The 16,200-nt window shown below is 71.8% G+C and carries 11 protein-coding genes; 6 read left to right on the forward strand and 5 right to left on the reverse strand.

Features of this window, described 5'->3' with window-relative positions:
* Positions 1–142 precede the first annotated feature (142 nt).
* Positions 143–1,711: an LCP family protein gene (locus ACIP6N_RS16250; protein ID WP_401816120.1), complete on the reverse strand. Its 1,569-nt coding sequence runs from the start codon at positions 1,709–1,711 to the stop codon at positions 143–145.
* A gap of 160 nt (positions 1,712–1,871) precedes the next feature.
* Entirely contained in the window at positions 1,872–2,624 is a 753-nt protein-coding gene (locus ACIP6N_RS16255; protein WP_401816122.1) for a TIGR03089 family protein, read from the reverse strand.
* A 162-nt stretch (positions 2,625–2,786) separates the two neighbouring features.
* On the opposite strand from ACIP6N_RS16255, the gene ACIP6N_RS16260 reads away from it, so the two are divergent.
* From ACIP6N_RS16260 to ACIP6N_RS16270, 3 genes are all read left to right on the forward strand, one after another.
* Positions 2,787–4,187, forward strand: coding sequence for an N-acetylmuramoyl-L-alanine amidase (locus ACIP6N_RS16260; RefSeq protein WP_401816123.1), 1,401 nt, complete (start codon positions 2,787–2,789; stop codon positions 4,185–4,187).
* A 99-nt stretch (positions 4,188–4,286) separates the two neighbouring features.
* Positions 4,287–5,369 carry a sugar phosphate nucleotidyltransferase gene (locus ACIP6N_RS16265; protein ID WP_401816124.1) on the forward strand — a complete coding sequence of 361 codons (1,083 nt, stop codon included), beginning with the start codon at positions 4,287–4,289 and terminating at the stop codon, positions 5,367–5,369.
* Positions 5,370–5,692: 323 nt separating this feature from the next.
* Positions 5,693–6,685: a DNA-3-methyladenine glycosylase family protein gene (locus ACIP6N_RS16270; protein WP_401816125.1), complete on the forward strand. Its 993-nt coding sequence runs from the start codon at positions 5,693–5,695 to the stop codon at positions 6,683–6,685.
* 35 nt (positions 6,686–6,720) lie between these two features.
* Here ACIP6N_RS16270 and ACIP6N_RS16275 read toward each other — a convergent pair whose 3' ends face one another.
* From ACIP6N_RS16275 to ACIP6N_RS16285, 3 genes are read right to left on the reverse strand one after another with little or no spacing between them, the layout of a single operon-like run.
* On the reverse strand, positions 6,721–8,013 hold the full coding sequence (locus ACIP6N_RS16275) for a coenzyme F420-0:L-glutamate ligase (protein ID WP_401816126.1): 1,293 nt from the start codon (positions 8,011–8,013) through the stop codon (positions 6,721–6,723).
* Positions 8,010–8,966, reverse strand: coding sequence for a 2-phospho-L-lactate transferase (gene cofD, locus ACIP6N_RS16280; protein WP_401816128.1), 957 nt, complete (start codon positions 8,964–8,966; stop codon positions 8,010–8,012). Before cofD ends, ACIP6N_RS16275 begins: the two co-directional genes overlap by 4 nt.
* Before the next feature lie 13 nt (positions 8,967–8,979).
* On the reverse strand, positions 8,980–9,480 hold the full coding sequence (locus ACIP6N_RS16285) for a cupin domain-containing protein (RefSeq protein WP_401816129.1): 501 nt from the start codon (positions 9,478–9,480) through the stop codon (positions 8,980–8,982).
* Positions 9,481–10,272: 792 nt separating this feature from the next.
* Here ACIP6N_RS16285 and ACIP6N_RS16290 point away from each other — a divergent pair.
* The 3 genes from ACIP6N_RS16290 to ACIP6N_RS16300 all read left to right on the forward strand — a co-directional run bounded on the left by ACIP6N_RS16290 (position 10,273) and on the right by ACIP6N_RS16300 (position 16,183).
* Entirely contained in the window at positions 10,273–10,536 is a 264-nt protein-coding gene (locus ACIP6N_RS16290; RefSeq protein ID WP_014046372.1) for a WhiB family transcriptional regulator, read from the forward strand.
* Positions 10,537–10,742: 206 nt separating this feature from the next.
* Positions 10,743–14,576 (forward strand): glycosyltransferase, encoded by a 3,834-nt coding sequence (locus ACIP6N_RS16295; RefSeq protein WP_401816130.1) that lies wholly within the window; start codon positions 10,743–10,745, stop codon positions 14,574–14,576.
* Positions 14,573–16,183 (forward strand): DUF5719 family protein, encoded by a 1,611-nt coding sequence (locus ACIP6N_RS16300; protein WP_401816132.1) that lies wholly within the window; start codon positions 14,573–14,575, stop codon positions 16,181–16,183. The genes ACIP6N_RS16295 and ACIP6N_RS16300 overlap by 4 nt, the downstream gene beginning before the upstream one ends.
* Positions 16,184–16,200 lie beyond the last annotated feature (17 nt).

A 16,200-nucleotide genomic window follows, 5' to 3' on the forward strand; every position in this document is an offset into this window, starting at 1 on the left:
CCTCTCGGCCAGAAACACCGGATCGCGTCACAGTATCCGCCCAGTTCAGCGTCCAGCGACGCCCGTGACAAATCGCACCTCACTTACAACCGGGCAATCCGCCCAATCCCCATCCGGTGGCTGTCTTCCCTTGGCCATCGTTTTACTCACACATCCCCTCGGCGGCGTTCGTGCCCGTGAAAGTGGGGGCCGGTCCGGGGCTCGGCGAAGAAGTGCCGGACGGTTTCACGGACGCTTCTCCCGATGGTTCGCCGGACGGATCACCGGTCTCTTCCGTCTCTTCCGAGGAGCCGCCGTCGTCGCTGCCCGCGTCGTCCCCGGGCGCCTCCACGGAGACAAGTACGTCGTCGCGCAGTTGCCTGAAGAGGTCGTCGGCCTCCGGCTGGACCAGCTCGTCGCGGTTCGGGTCCAGGGAGTACGGCTGCCGGGGCACCGTGAGGAACTGCACCTTGTCCGTCGGCACACCACGCATCGAGCGCGTCAGGTCGTAGAGGTCCTTGAGTGTGTCCAGGCCCGGGTCCGTGGTGATGGCCTTCGTCGCGGCGTCGAGCACCGGATAGAGCCGGGTCGGGTTGAGCAGCACCCCGTTGCTCTGCACCTTCTTGAAGAGGGCGCCGAGGAAGCGCTGCTGGCGGTCCATGCGCTGCGTGTCGCTGCCGTCACCGATGCCGTGGCGTGCGCGGACGAAACCGAGGGCCTGCTCGCCGTCGAGCGTCTGGCGTCCCGCGCTCAGCTTGAGGTGGGCCTGTTTGTCGTCGACGGCCTCCTTGAGGCAGATGTCGACGCCGTCCACCGCGTTCACCATCTCCTTGAAGCCGCTGAAGTCGACGACCATCTGGTGGTCGATCCGGACTCCGGTCAGCTTCTCGACCGTACGGATCGTGCAGGCCGTACCGCCGGACTCGAAAGCACTGTTGAACTGCGCGAACCGGGCCTTGCCGCGGCTGCCGTCCTGGTTGCCGCAGCTGGGTATCTCGACCATCAGGTCGCGCGGTATGGAGACCGCGGTCGCGCTCTGCCGGTCGGCCGCGAGGTGCAGCAGGATCGTGGTGTCGGAGCGCTGGGAGCCGCCGTCGTCCTGCCCGTACTTGCCGTTGCCCTTGCCGGAGCGCGAGTCGGAGCCGATGAGCAGGATGTTCTCGGTGTCGAGCGTGACGGGCTGAGGCCGGTCCTTCTCGTACGTACGCAGCTCGGCGGCGGCGCCGGTGTCGGTGGTGATGTTGCCGTCGAGCTTCCGGTAGAACCACCAGCTCGTCCCGGCCGCGGCGAGGACGACGACGGCGGCGCCGAGCGCGGTCCAGCGCAACCAGCGGTGGGTGCGGGCGGGCGGGGTGGCGCCGGGCTGGGGCTCGGTGTCGGTGTCGGGCTCTGTGTCGGTGTCGGGCTCTGAGCCGGGCTCGGCGCTGTTGTCCGGCTCGGCGTCGGGCTCGGGCTCGGACTCGGTCGCGGTCTCGGCGTCCGGCTCGGGTACGGCCTCTGGTCCCGGCCCGGGCTCCTGCCCGGAGTTGGGCTCGGTGTCCGGATCGGGCTCTGGTTGTGCTCCGGGCTCGTCCGGGGCGGCGGCCTCCGGGACCTCCGCCTCCTTGGACGTCGTGTGCTCGTCCGCCGTGACGTCGTCGTCAGGCTCGACTGCCCCGGTCGGCTGCTTGTCCTCGTCCGGACTGTCCGGTCCGGTGGGCGTGCCGGCGCTCTCGGTCACGTCTGCGTCCATCCTTCAGGGCATCGGCGGCACGCTGGGCCGCCGGTTGCTGGGGTAGACGGGCGAAAACCGCACATGGTTGTGCGGTGTGCTGTATCTTTCGCCGATCACGTACTACCGGTGAAGCGCAGTGACGTCTTGCCGGAGGAACACCGTTCAAACCGCGGTGTGTTCACACCGCGCGGTGCGTGACCCGTTCGCTCTCGACGCGCTTCGCGAGCCCGTCCTCGGACAGTTCCGGGAGATGGCGGCACAGCACGACGGAGCCCTCCGCGCCCAGCGGCGCGAACAGCCCGGCCGAGAGCCCGTCCCAGCTGTCGTACGGGAGCCCCGACAGCAGCCGGGACCCGGCCGTGAGTCCGCGCTCCCCGGCGTCGGCGCCGGCCCGCTCCACGACCTCGGCCGCCGTCAGTTCCGTACCGCCGACGACGAGCGCGGGCGCGTCCGGGTCCACCGGCGCGAACGGCGCGAAGCGGTCACCCTGGCCGGGCACTTCGACGGCGTAGTCCACGAAGCCCTCGGGCGGCTGCGGGAAGCGGCCGCCGAGCGGGCGCAGCGCGAGCGCCACCCGCTCGCCGCGGCACGCGCGCGCGGCGTCCAGTGTGCCGGGGCCGGTGACAACGAGGTCGGCGGCGGCCGGATCGCCGCCGATCTCGACGGTCACGCCCACCGACGAGCAGGCGAGCAGCCAGACCGCGCTCTGCCAGTGGGCGGGCAGCAGGAGGGCGAGCCGGTCGCCGGGCTCGGCCGCGAGGTCACCCTGGAGGAGGTTCGCGGTCTTGGACACCCAGTTGGAGAAGGTGGCCACGGACAGTTCGACGCGTTCTCCGGTGGCGTCGTCGTAGAAGGTGACCAAGGGGCGGGCCGGGTCCGTCGCGAGGGCGGATCGCAGCAGGTCGGCGGGGGTACGGCGGATGGCGTTCACGCCGCACAGGGTACGCCGGACAGAACCGGCAGCACCGTCGTACCGCTGAAGGAGCCGCGGCCGTACCAGTGGAGGAGAACACCGGTACGACGGACAGTTCTTCCGACGGTCTGTCAGCATGTTGGACCGCGCGCGGGGTCGGGCCGCCCGCAGAATCCTCGTATGCGTGCTTTCCTGGCAACGTCGATCGGTGCCGCGTGCTCCGTCGCGCTGGTCCTTCCGCTCTCTCTGCCGTCCGACGCGGACGCGGCGCCCTCCCCGGCCGGGCGGTCCGACCGGGGAGACGGCGCCGTCCGGGACGACCGGGCCCCGGCGCCGGGCTCCACCCAGTCGCTTCCGCTCGCCGCCGCGCCGGAGGGCCGGACGATCGGCCGTGTGACAGGACGGGGAAGGGCACGGGGAACGGAACGAGGATCAGAACCGGCGACGGAACCAGGCCCGGAAGAACGGGACTTGACTGGGCGCGGCGTCAGACCCTTCTCGCTGCTCGGCCTCGTGTGGGACGACCCGGCGGCCGAACTGCGCGGCACGGTCCGGGTCCGTACGCGCGCGACAGGATCGGAGACCTGGTCCGGCTGGCAGAGCCTGGAGACACACAACGAGGACCACGGCGCCGACCTCGGTGCGCAGGAGCGCGAGGAGTCCCCGGCGCACGGTTCCACCGCGCCGCTGTGGGTCGGTGACTCGGACGGTGTCGAGGTACGGGTACGAGGCGCGACGGGCGGCGGTCGGGCCCTGCCGAGCGGTATGCGGCTCGACCTCGTCGACCCGGGTGACGCCCCGGACGCGGAACCGGACGCGGAACCGGAGGCCGAACCGGCCGCCGTGCCGGACACCGAACCGGACGCGGAACCGGACCCGGCCGCCGAACCGCCCGCGACCACCCGCAGCGGTGTTGCTCCGCGGGCCCTCCGCGAGACGGCCGCGGACAACACGCCGGCCGCGAAGCCGTACACCGGAAGACGCCCGCGCATCATCTCGCGCAAGGGGTGGGGAGCGGACGAGAAGTTGCGCGAGAAGAAGTTCGGCTACACCAAAGCGGTCAAGGTGGTTTTCGTCCATCACAGCGCCACGGGCAACAACTACACCTGTAAGCAGGCGCCGTCGGTACTGCGCGGCATCTACCGCTTCCACGTCAAGAGCAACGGCTGGCGTGATCTCGGCTACAACTTCGCCATCGACAAGTGCGGAAACATTTACGAGGGACGCGCCGGTGGTGTGGCCAAAGCCGTGATGGGCGCTCACACGCTCGGATTCAATAGCAACAGCATGGGCATTGCTGTTCTAGGGACATACAAAAATACGAATCCATCCGCCGCTGCAACTACCGCTATCGCGAAACTCTCCGCCTGGAAACTCGGACTGTACGAAGTCGACCCGCGCGCCAAGGTCGTGACTACATCCCAGGGAGGCGACAAGTACAGAAAGGGGAAGAAGGTCAAACTTGACGCCATCTCCGGGCATCGGGACGGATTCGCCACCGACTGTCCCGGGGACCGTCTTTACAACAAGCTTAGGACCGTGCGGACTTCGGCCACCAAGTATCAAGGCGGACGACTCTAGGCGTACGGATTGACTGCGTAGACTGGCCGCCCTTACGTACGAGCGCACGAATGTGCGAATGTGCGAATAGTCGGCCCCAGCAGGAAGCAGAGACGACAGGTGACAGAAGCGATCCTCCTGGTCGGCGGCAAAGGCACCCGTCTCCGGCCGCTCACGGTGCACACACCGAAGCCCATGGTGCCGGCGGCAGGCGTCCCGTTCCTCACGCACCAACTGGCACGTGCGCAGGCGGCGGGTGTTGAGCACGTCGTGCTGGCCACGTCGTATCTCGCCGAGGTGTTCGAGCCCTACTTCGGTGACGGCTCGTCACTCGGCCTGCATCTGGAGTACGTGACGGAGCGGGAGCCACTGGGCACGGGAGGGGCGATCCGCAATGTCGCCTCCCGGCTGCGCTCGGGCCCGGACGAGCCCGTACTCATTTTCAACGGGGACATCCTGACCGGGCTCGACATCGAAGCCCTGGTACGGACACACGCGACCTCGGGGGCGGACGTCTCCCTGCACCTGACGCGGGTCGAGGACCCGCGGGCGTTCGGCCTGGTGCCGACGGACGGGGACGGGCGGGTCACGGCGTTCCTGGAGAAGCCGCAGACGCCGGAAGAGATCGTCACCGACCAGATCAACGCGGGCGCGTACGTGTTCCGGCGCTCGGTGATCGACTCCATCCCGCACGGGCGTCCGGTATCCGTGGAACGGGAGACCTTCCCGGAACTGCTGGCCTCGGGCGCGCATCTCCAGGGCATGGTCGACTCGACGTACTGGCTGGACCTGGGAACACCACAGGCGTTCGTACGCGGCTCCGCGGACCTGGTCCTCGGCCGCGTGCAGTCCCCGGCGGTCCCGGGCCGCTGCGGCGACTGCCTGGTCATGCCGACGGCGAAGGTGGCGCCCGACGCGAAGCTGACGGACGGCACGGTGGTGGGCGAGGCAGCCGAGGTGGGCGCGGGCGCCCGGATCTCGGGCAGCGCGGTGCTGGACGGAGCCGTGGTGGAACCGGGCGCGGTGATCACGGACTCACTGATCGGCGAAGGTGCGACGGTGGGTGCACGGTCGGTGCTGACGGGAGTGGTGGTCGGCGACGGCGCGGTGGTGGGAGCGGACAACGAGCTGCGCGAGGGAGTCAGGGTGTGGTGCGGGGCGGCGCTGCCGGAGGGCTCGGTCAGGTTCTCGTCGGACCAGTGACGCGTGACGCCCGGCGAGAGGCGGGGGAGCGCGGGGGCGGGGAGCCCGGAGGGGCAGGCGGGGCGGAGGCGGGCGGGTAGGGACGGGCAGGCGGACGCGGTCAGGAGGAGCCGGCGGGTGGAGCCGGGCAGGCGGAGTCGGGCGGCTGCGGGCGCGGTCCGGTGGTGCGGGCGCCGGCAGCAGCGGCGGTCGGGCAGCGGAAAAGCCGCCTTCGCCGTGTCACCACGTAACCTCGTTCGTGACCCCGTGCCGCAGATCCCGCAGGAGCCCCGCAGGCCCCGCCGGACCCCCAGGCCCCCCGCCCCCTCCCGAGGACCCCGCCCGTGGCAGGCCGTTTCGCACCCCGCCCCCGCTCCGCGCCCCCGGCGCCCGCGGTCGGTCCTGCGATGCCCGGGGTCCGGCGGCGCTGGGTGCCGCCGGAGGGCCCCTACGACCTGGGGCTCGTACTCGGGCCGCTGCGGCGCGGCGGCGGCGATCCGACGTTCCGGGCCCTCGCCGACGGTTCCGTATGGCGGAGCAGCCGGACGCCCGCGGGCCCCGGCACGCTCAGGGCCGTCGCCAGGGACGGCGCCGTGGACGCCGAAGCCTGGGGTTCCGGTGCCGAGTGGCTGCTCGATCAGCTCCCCGGCCTGCTCGGAGCGGCGGACGACCCCGCCGCCTTCACGCCCCGCCACCGCGCCGTCCTCATGGCTCAGCGGAACCGCCCGGGGCTGCGTCTGTGCCGTACCGGCCTGGTGCTCGAATCGCTGATTCCCTCCGTCCTCGAGCAGAAGGTCACCACCGTCGAGGCGTACCGCGCCTGGCGCGCGCTGGTGCGTACGTTCGGAGAGCCCGCCCCGGGGCCCACGGGGCCCGGCGGACCGGGCGACGGGCTGTACGTGATGCCCGAGCCGAGGACCTGGGCGCTCATCCCGTCCTGGGAGTGGCACAAGGCCGGCGTCGACGCCAAGCGGTCCTCGACCATCCTGCGCGCCGTCCGCGTCGCGGGGCGGCTGGAGGAAGCCGCCGGCATGGAGCCCGAACAGGCGGCGGCGCGGCTGCGGTTGATCCCCGGCATCGGTCCGTGGACCGCCGCGGAGACCATCCAGCGCGCGAACGGCGCCCCCGACGCCGTCACCGTCGGCGACCTTCACCTGCCCGGCATCGTCGGCCACGCGCTGGCCGGTGACCGGGACGCCGACGACGCGGCGATGCTCGAACTCCTGGAGCCGTACGCGGGACAGCGCCACCGCGCGACCCGGCTGATCATGCTCAGCGGCCGTATCCCGCCGCGCCGCGCGCCCCGGATGCCGGTCAGGAACATCGCTCAGCTGTAAGGGGGCGGCGGACTCCGGCGCCCGCCGCCCCCGACTCAGCGCACCTCGATGAAGCTGTCCGCCGACCGCGCGGGCCGCTCCCTCGGCGGCGCGGCCGCGCGCCCGACCGCCACCGCGCCCATCGGGTCCCAGTGCGCGGGCAGATCGAGCGCTTCCCGTACGACGTCGGGGCAGAACATCGTCGAGGACACCCACGCGGAGCCGAGCCGCTCGCCCGCCAGCGCCACCAGGAAGTTCTGCACACCGGCGCCCGCCGCGACCACGAACATCTCGCGCTCGGCGCCGTCCCGCCGCTCGTCCCCGTACGTGTGCGCGCCGTCCGTCACCAGGCACGGCACCACCAGATACGGCGCCTTGCGCAGCACATCCCCGCGCCGTACACGCTTGGCGATGGATTCCTCGGACTTGCCGTCGCGCCGCAGGTCCGCGATCCAGGCGTCACGCATCGCGTCCAGCAGGCGCGTACGCGCCCCGGGAGACTCCAGCAGGACGAAGCGCCACGGTGTCGTGTGGTGCGGGGCGGGCGCCGTGACGGCCGCCGCGACCGCGCGGCGGACCGCGCCCGGATCGACCGGATCCTCGGTGAACTCACGGACCGTACGGCGCTGCGTGACGGCTTCCCGTACCGCCTCCGACGTACCGAGCCGGAACATGTCGTCCGCGGCGACGCGCACCAGCGCCCGTGCGCCCTCGGCCACATCGCCGACCAGCTGCGACAGCCCGCTCACGACGGCCACCGGCAGGCCTTCGGCCTTGCCCTTCACCAGGTCGCCCGCCGCGGCCAGTTCGTCGGCCAGCGCGACGACGGTGGCGCTCAACGGGTTGCCGTAAGCGTCCGTGCCGCCGCGCAGATCGTCCAGGACCCGCACGCCGGCCGCACCGATCGCGACATCCGTGAGGCCGCTGCGCCAGGGCCGCCCGAAGGTGTCCGTGACGATCACGCCGACGTTCACTCCGAGCGCCTCGCGCAGTCCCTCCCTTATGGTGCGGGCCGAGGCGTCCGGGTCCTCGGGGAGCAACAGGACAGTGCCCGCACGGGTGTTGGAGGCGTCGACGCCCGCCGCCGCCATCACCAGGCCCTGCTTGTTCTCGACGATGCGCAGGGTGCCGCGCCGCGCGACGACCCGTACGGTCTCGGCGTCGATGGCCGACTCACGGTCCGTCGCCTCGATGATCCGTCCCTCGGACTTGGAGACGATCTTCGAGGTGACGAGCAGGATGTCGCCCTCCGCCAGACCCGGATCCGCCGCCGCGATCAGCTTCGCCAGATCGTCGCCCGCGCTGATCTCGGGCAGTCCGGGCACCGCACGGACGTGGAACGACGTCACGCTCTTACCTCCTCGGCCAGCCGCAGCGCCTCGTCCGCCATGGCAGCGGTCGCGTCCAGGTCCGTCATCATCAGCGGGATCGCCCGGCTGCGGATGCCGGCGTCCTCGATCCCGGGCACCGCGCCCGCGTCCACGGTGTCCACCAGCCAGCCGTCGAGCAGTCCGGAACCGTAGTGCAGGGCGACCGCCGCGGCCGTGGACTCGACGCCCACCGCGGCGAGCACCTTGTCGGCCATCCCGCGCACGGGCGCGTCCCCGACGATCGGCGAGAGACCGACGACCGGCACGCCCGCGTCGGCGATCGCCTCACGGATACCGGGAACGGCCAGGATCGTGCCGATGCTGACGACCGGGTTGGACGGCGGGAAGAGGATCACATCCGCTGCCGCGATGGCCTCCAGGACGCCGGGCGCCGGCTTCGCCTGCTCCGCGCCGACCGGCACGACCGCCTGGGCGTCCACGGACGCCCGCATCTTCACCCAGTACTCCTGGAAGTGGATCGCCTTCCGCTCGCCGTCCACATCGACGGCGACATGCGTCTCGACGCGGTCGTCGGACATCGGCAGCAGCCGCACGCCGGGCTTCCACCGGGCGCAGAGCGCTTCGGTGACGGCGCTCAGCGGGAAGCCCGCGCCGAGCATCTGCGTGCGGACGATATGGGTGGCGAAATCGCGGTCGCCCAGGCCGAACCACTCGGGTCCGACGCCGTACGCCGCCAGCTCCGCCTTCACCTGGAACGTCTCGTCGGTACGCCCCCAGCCCTGTTCTTCATCGATGCCACCGCCGAGGGTGTACATCACCGTGTCGAGGTCGGGACATACCTTCAGCCCGAACAGATGGATGTCGTCACCGGTATTGCCGATCACCGTGACGTCCGCGTCGGGCGCGGCCTGCTTGAGGCCACGGAGGAAACGGGCGCCGCCGATACCGCCGGCCAGAACCACAATGCGCATACCGCCCATGCTCTCAGGCGGGTACGACATCCTCCGCCGCCGGGGCGCGGCGGGCCGCCCGCATCGGCATCTCGGTCAGACCCGGGTAGTAGATGTGCAGGCTGACGGCCGGTTCGAGCGCGTCGTTGACGACCTCGTGGACATAACCGGGAGCGAAGACGCGCTGCGTGCCCGGCGTGAGGGCGCGGGCCCCGTTCTCCGTACGCTCCGTCAGTTCGCCCGCCAGCACGGTCAGCAGGCCCGAGGAACCGCCGTGGCCGTGCTGTCCGCTGCCCTGTCCGGGCACCCAGGAGAGCAGCCACACCTCGTATCCGGGCCCGGTGCGAAGCCGGTGGTACCAGCGGCTCGTCGCGTCGTACTGGACGAGCGGCTCCCAGTGCGCGCGGTCGGCCGCGAGCTTGCGGGCGAGCCCGGCGAACTCGGCCACGGTGGAAGGGTGTTCGCGGACCGGCTGGAGAAGGTGCGCGACCTCGAGGAGGTCGCCGGCGATCTGGAGGTCGCTGTCGCTGTTCATGGTGCGGTGGTTCCTCGGCGGATCAGGGACACGGCGGGGCGCCGCGCACGGGAAGAGGTCACAGGAGGGGGTTCGCGAAAGATCTGCGGGGGATCGCAGGAGATCGCGGGAGAGAGATCACCGGAGATCGCCACGGAACATCAGGGCGGGGATCACCGGGATCGGCCGGAGCCGGGGGCTTCAACGGCCCCGGGGCATCAACAGCTGGTGGAGCGACAACAGCGACAGCGGGCCTGGGCAGCACTGCGGAACCCACGGAGGTGGGTCGCGAGGTACGCGGCGTTCGCTGGCATGCGTTCCAAGGTGGTGGAACGAGGTCCTCGATGTCAACCCAATGACCGGTTTGGCGTCAATGTTTCACCTCATCCGGTTGTTCCGGCCGGTCCGAGGTTTGTCCGTCCCCACCTGCGGAGACATGGCGCAGCAGTAACTGTGCCGGTATGTGCCGCGGTGCGCACCTGGTGCACCGGCGTGCCGTTGTGATCCGGATCGCTTCGACGGTCGATCCGCAAAGACCGGCCGGTTCGCCGCGTCCCTCCATGCGAGGGCGTTGAACCCTCGATGTGGAGGCGTTAAACGCGGCGATGCGGGCAGGCCAGTGGCATGTGTCAGGTTTTTGGTGATTTGAACACTTTCCGCATAGCCTTGGTTCCGCAGAGTGAATATCCGGCCCGGTACCAGATCTCCGCTTGACTGGCCCGGAACCACAGCCTTGTAATTTCACTCGTGTCGTTTGGCCGAAATCGATAGCGGTCACATCACGGGGAAGCAAAAGACAGACGAGGGGCGCACATGACCGAGCTGTTCCAGCAACTGCTGGTCGAGGACGCGGACGAAGAACTCGGCTGGCAGGAGCGCGCCTTGTGCGCCCAGACAGATCCCGAGTCCTTCTTTCCTGAGAAGGGCGGTTCCACCCGCGAGGCCAAGAAGGTATGCCTCGCCTGTGAAGTCCGTTCGGAATGCCTTGAGTACGCCCTTGCCAATGACGAGAGATTCGGTATCTGGGGCGGGCTGTCGGAGCGCGAGCGCCGCCGGCTGAAGAAAGCCGCCATCTGAGCGGACCGGCGTCCGGCCGTATCCGCGGCCGTGTCCCCGAGCCGTATCGCCAATTGGCACAAGCCCGTACGTAATGAACGGTCCGCCGCCTGCCCCATCCCCGCTGGCGGCGGACCGTCCCGTTGCCAGCCGTTAGTGTGGGCCCCCGTCCGAGACGCACCGACGCCCCTGCGGGGCGACCCCCGGCCGGAGGGCCCGTTACCTCAATGTCCGCCACCAACGCCGCGTTCGTTCCCACCACCGCTCCCGAGTTCCCGCGGCACGTCGTGACCGCGGTGCTCGTCGCCCACGACGGTGCGCGCTGGCTGCCAGACGCCCTCGCCGGGCTGCTCGGTCAGGAACGCCCCGTACAGAACGCCGTCGCCGCCGACACCGGCAGCGCCGACGACTCAGCCCGGCTGCTCACCGACGCGCTCGGAGCCGACCGGGTCCTGCACCTCGCCCGCCGTTCCGGCTTCGGCACGGCCGTGGAGGAGGCGGTACGCACCGCCGCGGTCCTGACCCCGGACGACCTGCCGTACCTGAAGCGCCCCAGTGGCTGGGACCCGGTGAGCAGGAGCTGGCGGGACGACGCGTACGACCTGCCGGAACTGCCCCACGGCGAACCCGTGCAGTGGCTGTGGCTCCTGCACGACGACTGCGCCCCCGACCCCGACGCGCTCACCGAACTGCTGCGGGTCGTGGACTCCGATCCGTACGCCGTCATCGTCGGTCCCAAACTCCGCGGTTGGTACGACCGCAAGCAGCTTCTCGAAGTCGGCGTCACCATCGCCAACAGCGGGCGCCGCTGGACCGGCCTCGACCGGCGCGAACAGGACCAGGGCCAGCACGACCAGGTCCGTACCGTCCTGTCCGTCTCCAGCGCCGGCATGCTCGTCCGCCGTGACGTGTGGGAGGAACTGGGCGGCTTCGACCGCAGGCTGCCGCTCATGCGCGACGACGTCGACCTGTGCTGGCGCGCGCACGCCGCGGGACACCGGGTGCTCGTCGCCCCCGACGCCGTCCTGCGGCACGCCGAGGCCGCCGCGCGTGAGCGCCGTACGGTCGACTGCGCGGGCCGCTCCGTCGTCAACCCGCACCGCGTCGACAAGGCCGGCGCCGTCTACACGATGCTCGTCAACTCGCGGGCCGCCGTCATCCCGTGGGTACTCCTGCGACTCGTCCTCGGCACCCTGATGCGCACGCTCGCCTATCTGGTCGGCAAAGCACCGGGACAGGCCGTCGACGAGGTCATGGGTCTGGCCGGCATCCTGCTGCGGCCCGGCAGAATCCTCAGCGGGCGGCAACGGCGCGGCAAGGGGGTCGTCGAGGCCGGCGAACTGCGTTCCCTCTTCCCGCCGCCGGGCGCCACCGTCAGAGCCACCGCCGAACAGGTCGCGCAAAGCCTCGGCGGCAGCGCGGAGGCCGACGCGAGCGGTTCACGGCACGGCGCCGTCGAGTCCGGCCCCGGCGGTGACGACGCCGACTTCCTGGAGATCGAGCAGTTCGCGCGGCTCAAGAAGCTCGCGCACAAGCCGGGGCCCGTGCTCTTCGCGGTCCTGCTGGTCGTCTCCCTCATCGCCTGCCGCGGCCTGTTCGGCGGCGGCTCCCTGGCCGGCGGCGCCCTGCTGCCCGCGCCCGCCGACGTCTCCGACCTCTGGTCCCGGTACGCCGACAGCTGGCACCCCGTCGGTACCGGCGGCACGCAGACGGCGCCGCCCTACCTCGCCGTGCTCGCCACCCTGTCGGCGATCTTCCTCGGCTCCACGGGCTTCGCGCTGACCCTGCTGCTCGTCTGCTCCGTCCCGCTGGCCGGATTCACCGCCTACTTCGTCTCCCGGCCCCTCACCGAGTCCCGGCTGCTGCGGGCGTGGGCGAGCGTCGCCTACGCCTTCCTGCCGGCCGCGACCGGGGCCCTGGCCACCGGGCGGCTCGGCACGGCCGTGCTGGCCGTCCTGCTGCCGCTGATGGCCCGCGCGGCGGTCTCCGCGTACGGACTGCGCGGCGGCGGTTCCGGCGGCGGGAACCGGGGCAGCTGGCGCGCCTCCTGGGCGTACGCCTTCCTGCTGACGTTCACGATGGCCTTCACCCCCGTCGTGTGGCCGATGGCGCTCCTGCTCTGCCTCGTGGTCCTCTGGCTGCGCCGCGGCGACCTCGCCGCGTACGGTCTGCGCGCGCTCGCCGTGCTCGGCGCGCCCGTCCTCCTGCTGGCGCCCTGGTCGCTCTCCCTGCTGACAAGCCCGTCCGCCTTCCTGCGCGAAGCCGGACTGGAGTACGGCTCGGGCGCGGCCTCCGCGCTCGACCTGCTCGGTATGAGCCCCGGCGGCCCCAAGGCCGTGGGCGGCGTCCTGCTGATCGGCATCGTCCTGGCCGCACTGGCCGCGCTGCTGCGCGGCGAAAGGCAGTTCGCGATCCGCGCCGCCTGGGTCGCGGCCGTCGTCGCCCTGGTCTTCGCCGTACTCGCCAACAACTCCGGCTGGGCCGGACCCGCCACGCTCGTCTACGGTCTGGCGCTGATCGCCGCCGCCGTCGTCGGCGCGGAAGGCGCCAGGAGCCGGGTCGCCAGCCAGAGCTTCGGCTGGCGCCAGCCCGTCGCCGGGCTCATCGGCATCGCGGCGCTCCTCGCCCCGCTCGCCGGCGCCGCCGGCTGGATGATCAGCGGCGCCGCCGGACCGCTGGAGCGCCGCGACCCGGTCCAGGTCCCCGCGTTCGTCGCCGAGGAGAGCGTCACCCGCGACCAGCCGCGCACGCTGGTCCTCTCGGGCACCTCCGCCGCCGAGGTCGCGTACTCCCTGGTCCGCGGCTCCGGCGGGCGTCTCGGCGACGCGGAACTGACCGCGTCGCGCGGCAGCGACCCGCGGCTCGACAAGGTCGTCGCCAACCTCGTCGCGGGTTCGGGCGCCGACCAGACCCAGCAGCTCAGCGGTTTCGCGATCCGGTACGTACTCGTACGGGACGACGCGCGGCGGCAGATGACCCGGGTCCTGGACTCCACCCCGGGACTGAGCCGGCTCAGCCAGCTGGACGGCAGCGCGCTGTGGCGCGTGGACCGCCAGATCTCGCGGGCCACCATCGTCGACGGCACGGGCGCCGGTGAGCCGCTGGCCGTCGCCTCCTCGCCGGTCGAGGCGCACACGACGATCCCGGCGGGCGAATCGGGCCGGATCCTGCGGATCGCGGACCGGGCCGCCGACGGCTGGGAGGCCACGCTCGACGGCCGGCCGCTCACCAAGAAGACCGTCGACGGCTGGGCCCAGGGCTTCGAACTGCCCACCGCCGGCGGCAAGCTCGACCTCACGTACGACGATCCGTTCACCCACACCGTCTGGGTCTGGACGCAGGTCGCGCTCGCCGTCGTCCTGCTCGTGCTCGCCCTGCCGGGGCGGCGCAGGGAGATCGACGACGACCTGCCCGAGGACGACGTCGAGATCCCGGCGCAGCCGGTCGACGGCGAAGGACGCCGCGCGCGCAGGCTGCGGGCGGCGGCGCAGACGGAGGGCGAGATGACCGGAGCCGTCCCGGGCGCTCCGGAAGAGGCCGGCCCGTACGAGACGGGCCCGTACGCGGCCGGTCCGCAGGAGTCCGGTCCGCACGAGTCCGGCGAGCACGACGCCGGGCAGCAGGCGGGACAGCAGACCGGGCAGCAGGAGGCCGTGCCGCGGCAGGAGACCGTCCCGCCGATGCCGGACGCGCCTCCCCAGGAGGTCTACGACCCCCAGGGCGCGTACGACCCGCAGGCCGGCCGGCAGACGCCGTACGCGGCGGTGCCGCAGCAGCAGTCGTACGGCGACTGGGACGGCCAGGCGTACGCGGGCGCCGGTTACGACCAGTACCCGAACGAGCAGTACCAGCAGGGCGGGCAGCAGGGCGCGGGGTACGGCGAGGAGCAGTACCAGCAGCCGTACCCGCAGCAGCAGTACCCGGCGCAGCAGGCCGGTGCGTACGACGGCCGGCAGTACGACCCGGCCCAGTACGACCCGTACGGCTACCCCCGGCAGCCCTACGCGGACGGCCAGGAGCACGAGAACGAGCAGCGTCCCGACGGGAGCAGCAACCAGTGAACCGAACGACCCTCTCCCTGCTCGCGGCCACCACCGCCCTGGTCGCGGTCACCGGCTTCGCCGCGCTCACCGCGCCGGACGGCGGGGACGGCACGACGGTGGCGTCGCCCGCGCGACTGCCCGTCGAACGCACCAGCCTGCTGTGCCCCGCACCCAGCGTGTCGGACGTGGCGGAGACGACGTACACCTCCTTCACGCCCAAGGGCACGGGCGCCGCGAGCGGTGACGATGCGGTGGACTCGGCCGGGCTGAAGAAGGCCTCTGTCTCGGTGGCCGACACGGACTCCGGCGACACGAAGGACGGCAAGGGCGGCAAGGGCGCCAAGGACGACGACAAGAAGAAGGGCGACGCCGCGAAGGAGGGCTCGTCCCAGGCATCGACCGACGGCTCGGCCGAGGAGGAGAAACCCTTCATCTCGGTGAAGGAGCCGGGCAAGCCCGTTTCCGGCAAGGCGAGCGGTGCGGAGTCCCCCGCGCTGATCGGCACGGCCACCGGCCCCCTCGCGCCCGGCTGGACCACCCAGCAGACCACGACGATCGACATCGGCGGCGCGCGCGGGCTGCTCGGTCTGTCCTGCACCGCTCCCGACACCGACTTCTGGTTCCCCGGAGCGAGCACGGACCGTTCGCGCCACGACTACGTCCACCTCACCAACCCCGACGACACCGCGGCCGTCGCCGACCTCGAGCTGTACGGCAAGGACGGCAAGCTCAAGTCGGAGGTGGGGGAGGGCATTCCGGTGCCCGCCAGGTCCAGCGTCCCGGTGCTGCTCTCCACCCTCACCACCGGGGCCGCCGCCGATCTGACCGTCCATGTCACCACCCGCTCGGGCCGGGTCGGCGCCGCCGTGAGCGTCGCCGACGACTCCGCCGGCAGCGACTGGCTCCAGGCGTCGGCGGAACCCTCGGGGCGCGTGGTGCTGCCCGGCATCCCGGCGGACGCCACCGACGTACGCCTGGTGGCGTTCGCGCCCGGTCAGGAAGACGCCGACCTGAAGCTGCAACTCGCGGGTCCCACCGGCACGATCACCCCGGCAGGACACGAGTCCCTGCACGTGAAGGCCGGGATGACGGCCTCCGTGGACCTCGCGGACGTCACCAAGGGCGAGGCGGGTTCACTGGTGCTCAGCTCGGCGCAGGCCGGGCGCGCTACCCCGGTGGTGGCGGCGCTGCGCGTCGTCCGCGGCAAGGGCGGCAAGCAGGAGATCGCCTTCATCCCCGCGACCGGGGCCGTCTCCTCGCGCGCGACCGCGGCGGACAACCGCTCCAAGGGTTCCACGCTCTCCCTCACCGCCCCGGGCGCGGCCGCGAAGGTCAAGGTCACGGCCTCCGCGGGCAGCGAGGGCGGGGAACCGGCCGAGAAGGTCTACGACGTCAAGGCCGGTACGACGCTGGCGTTCACCCCGCCGGTGCCCAGCGGCCTGAAGGGCTCGTACGCGCTGACGATCGAGCCGCAGTCGGGCGGTCCCGTCCACGCGGCGCGCACCCTCGCGCTGACGGAGGACGGCGTGTCGATGTTCACGGTCCAGGCGATGCCCGACGACCGGGGGACGGTGCTGGTACCGAAGGCCGCGGAGGACCTGTCGATCCTGGACGGCCGCCGGTAGGGCCGCCGGTGGGAGCG

The sequence above is a fragment of the Streptomyces sp. NPDC088725 genome (assembly GCF_044751305.1).
Lineage (GTDB): Bacteria > Actinomycetota > Actinomycetes > Streptomycetales > Streptomycetaceae > Streptomyces.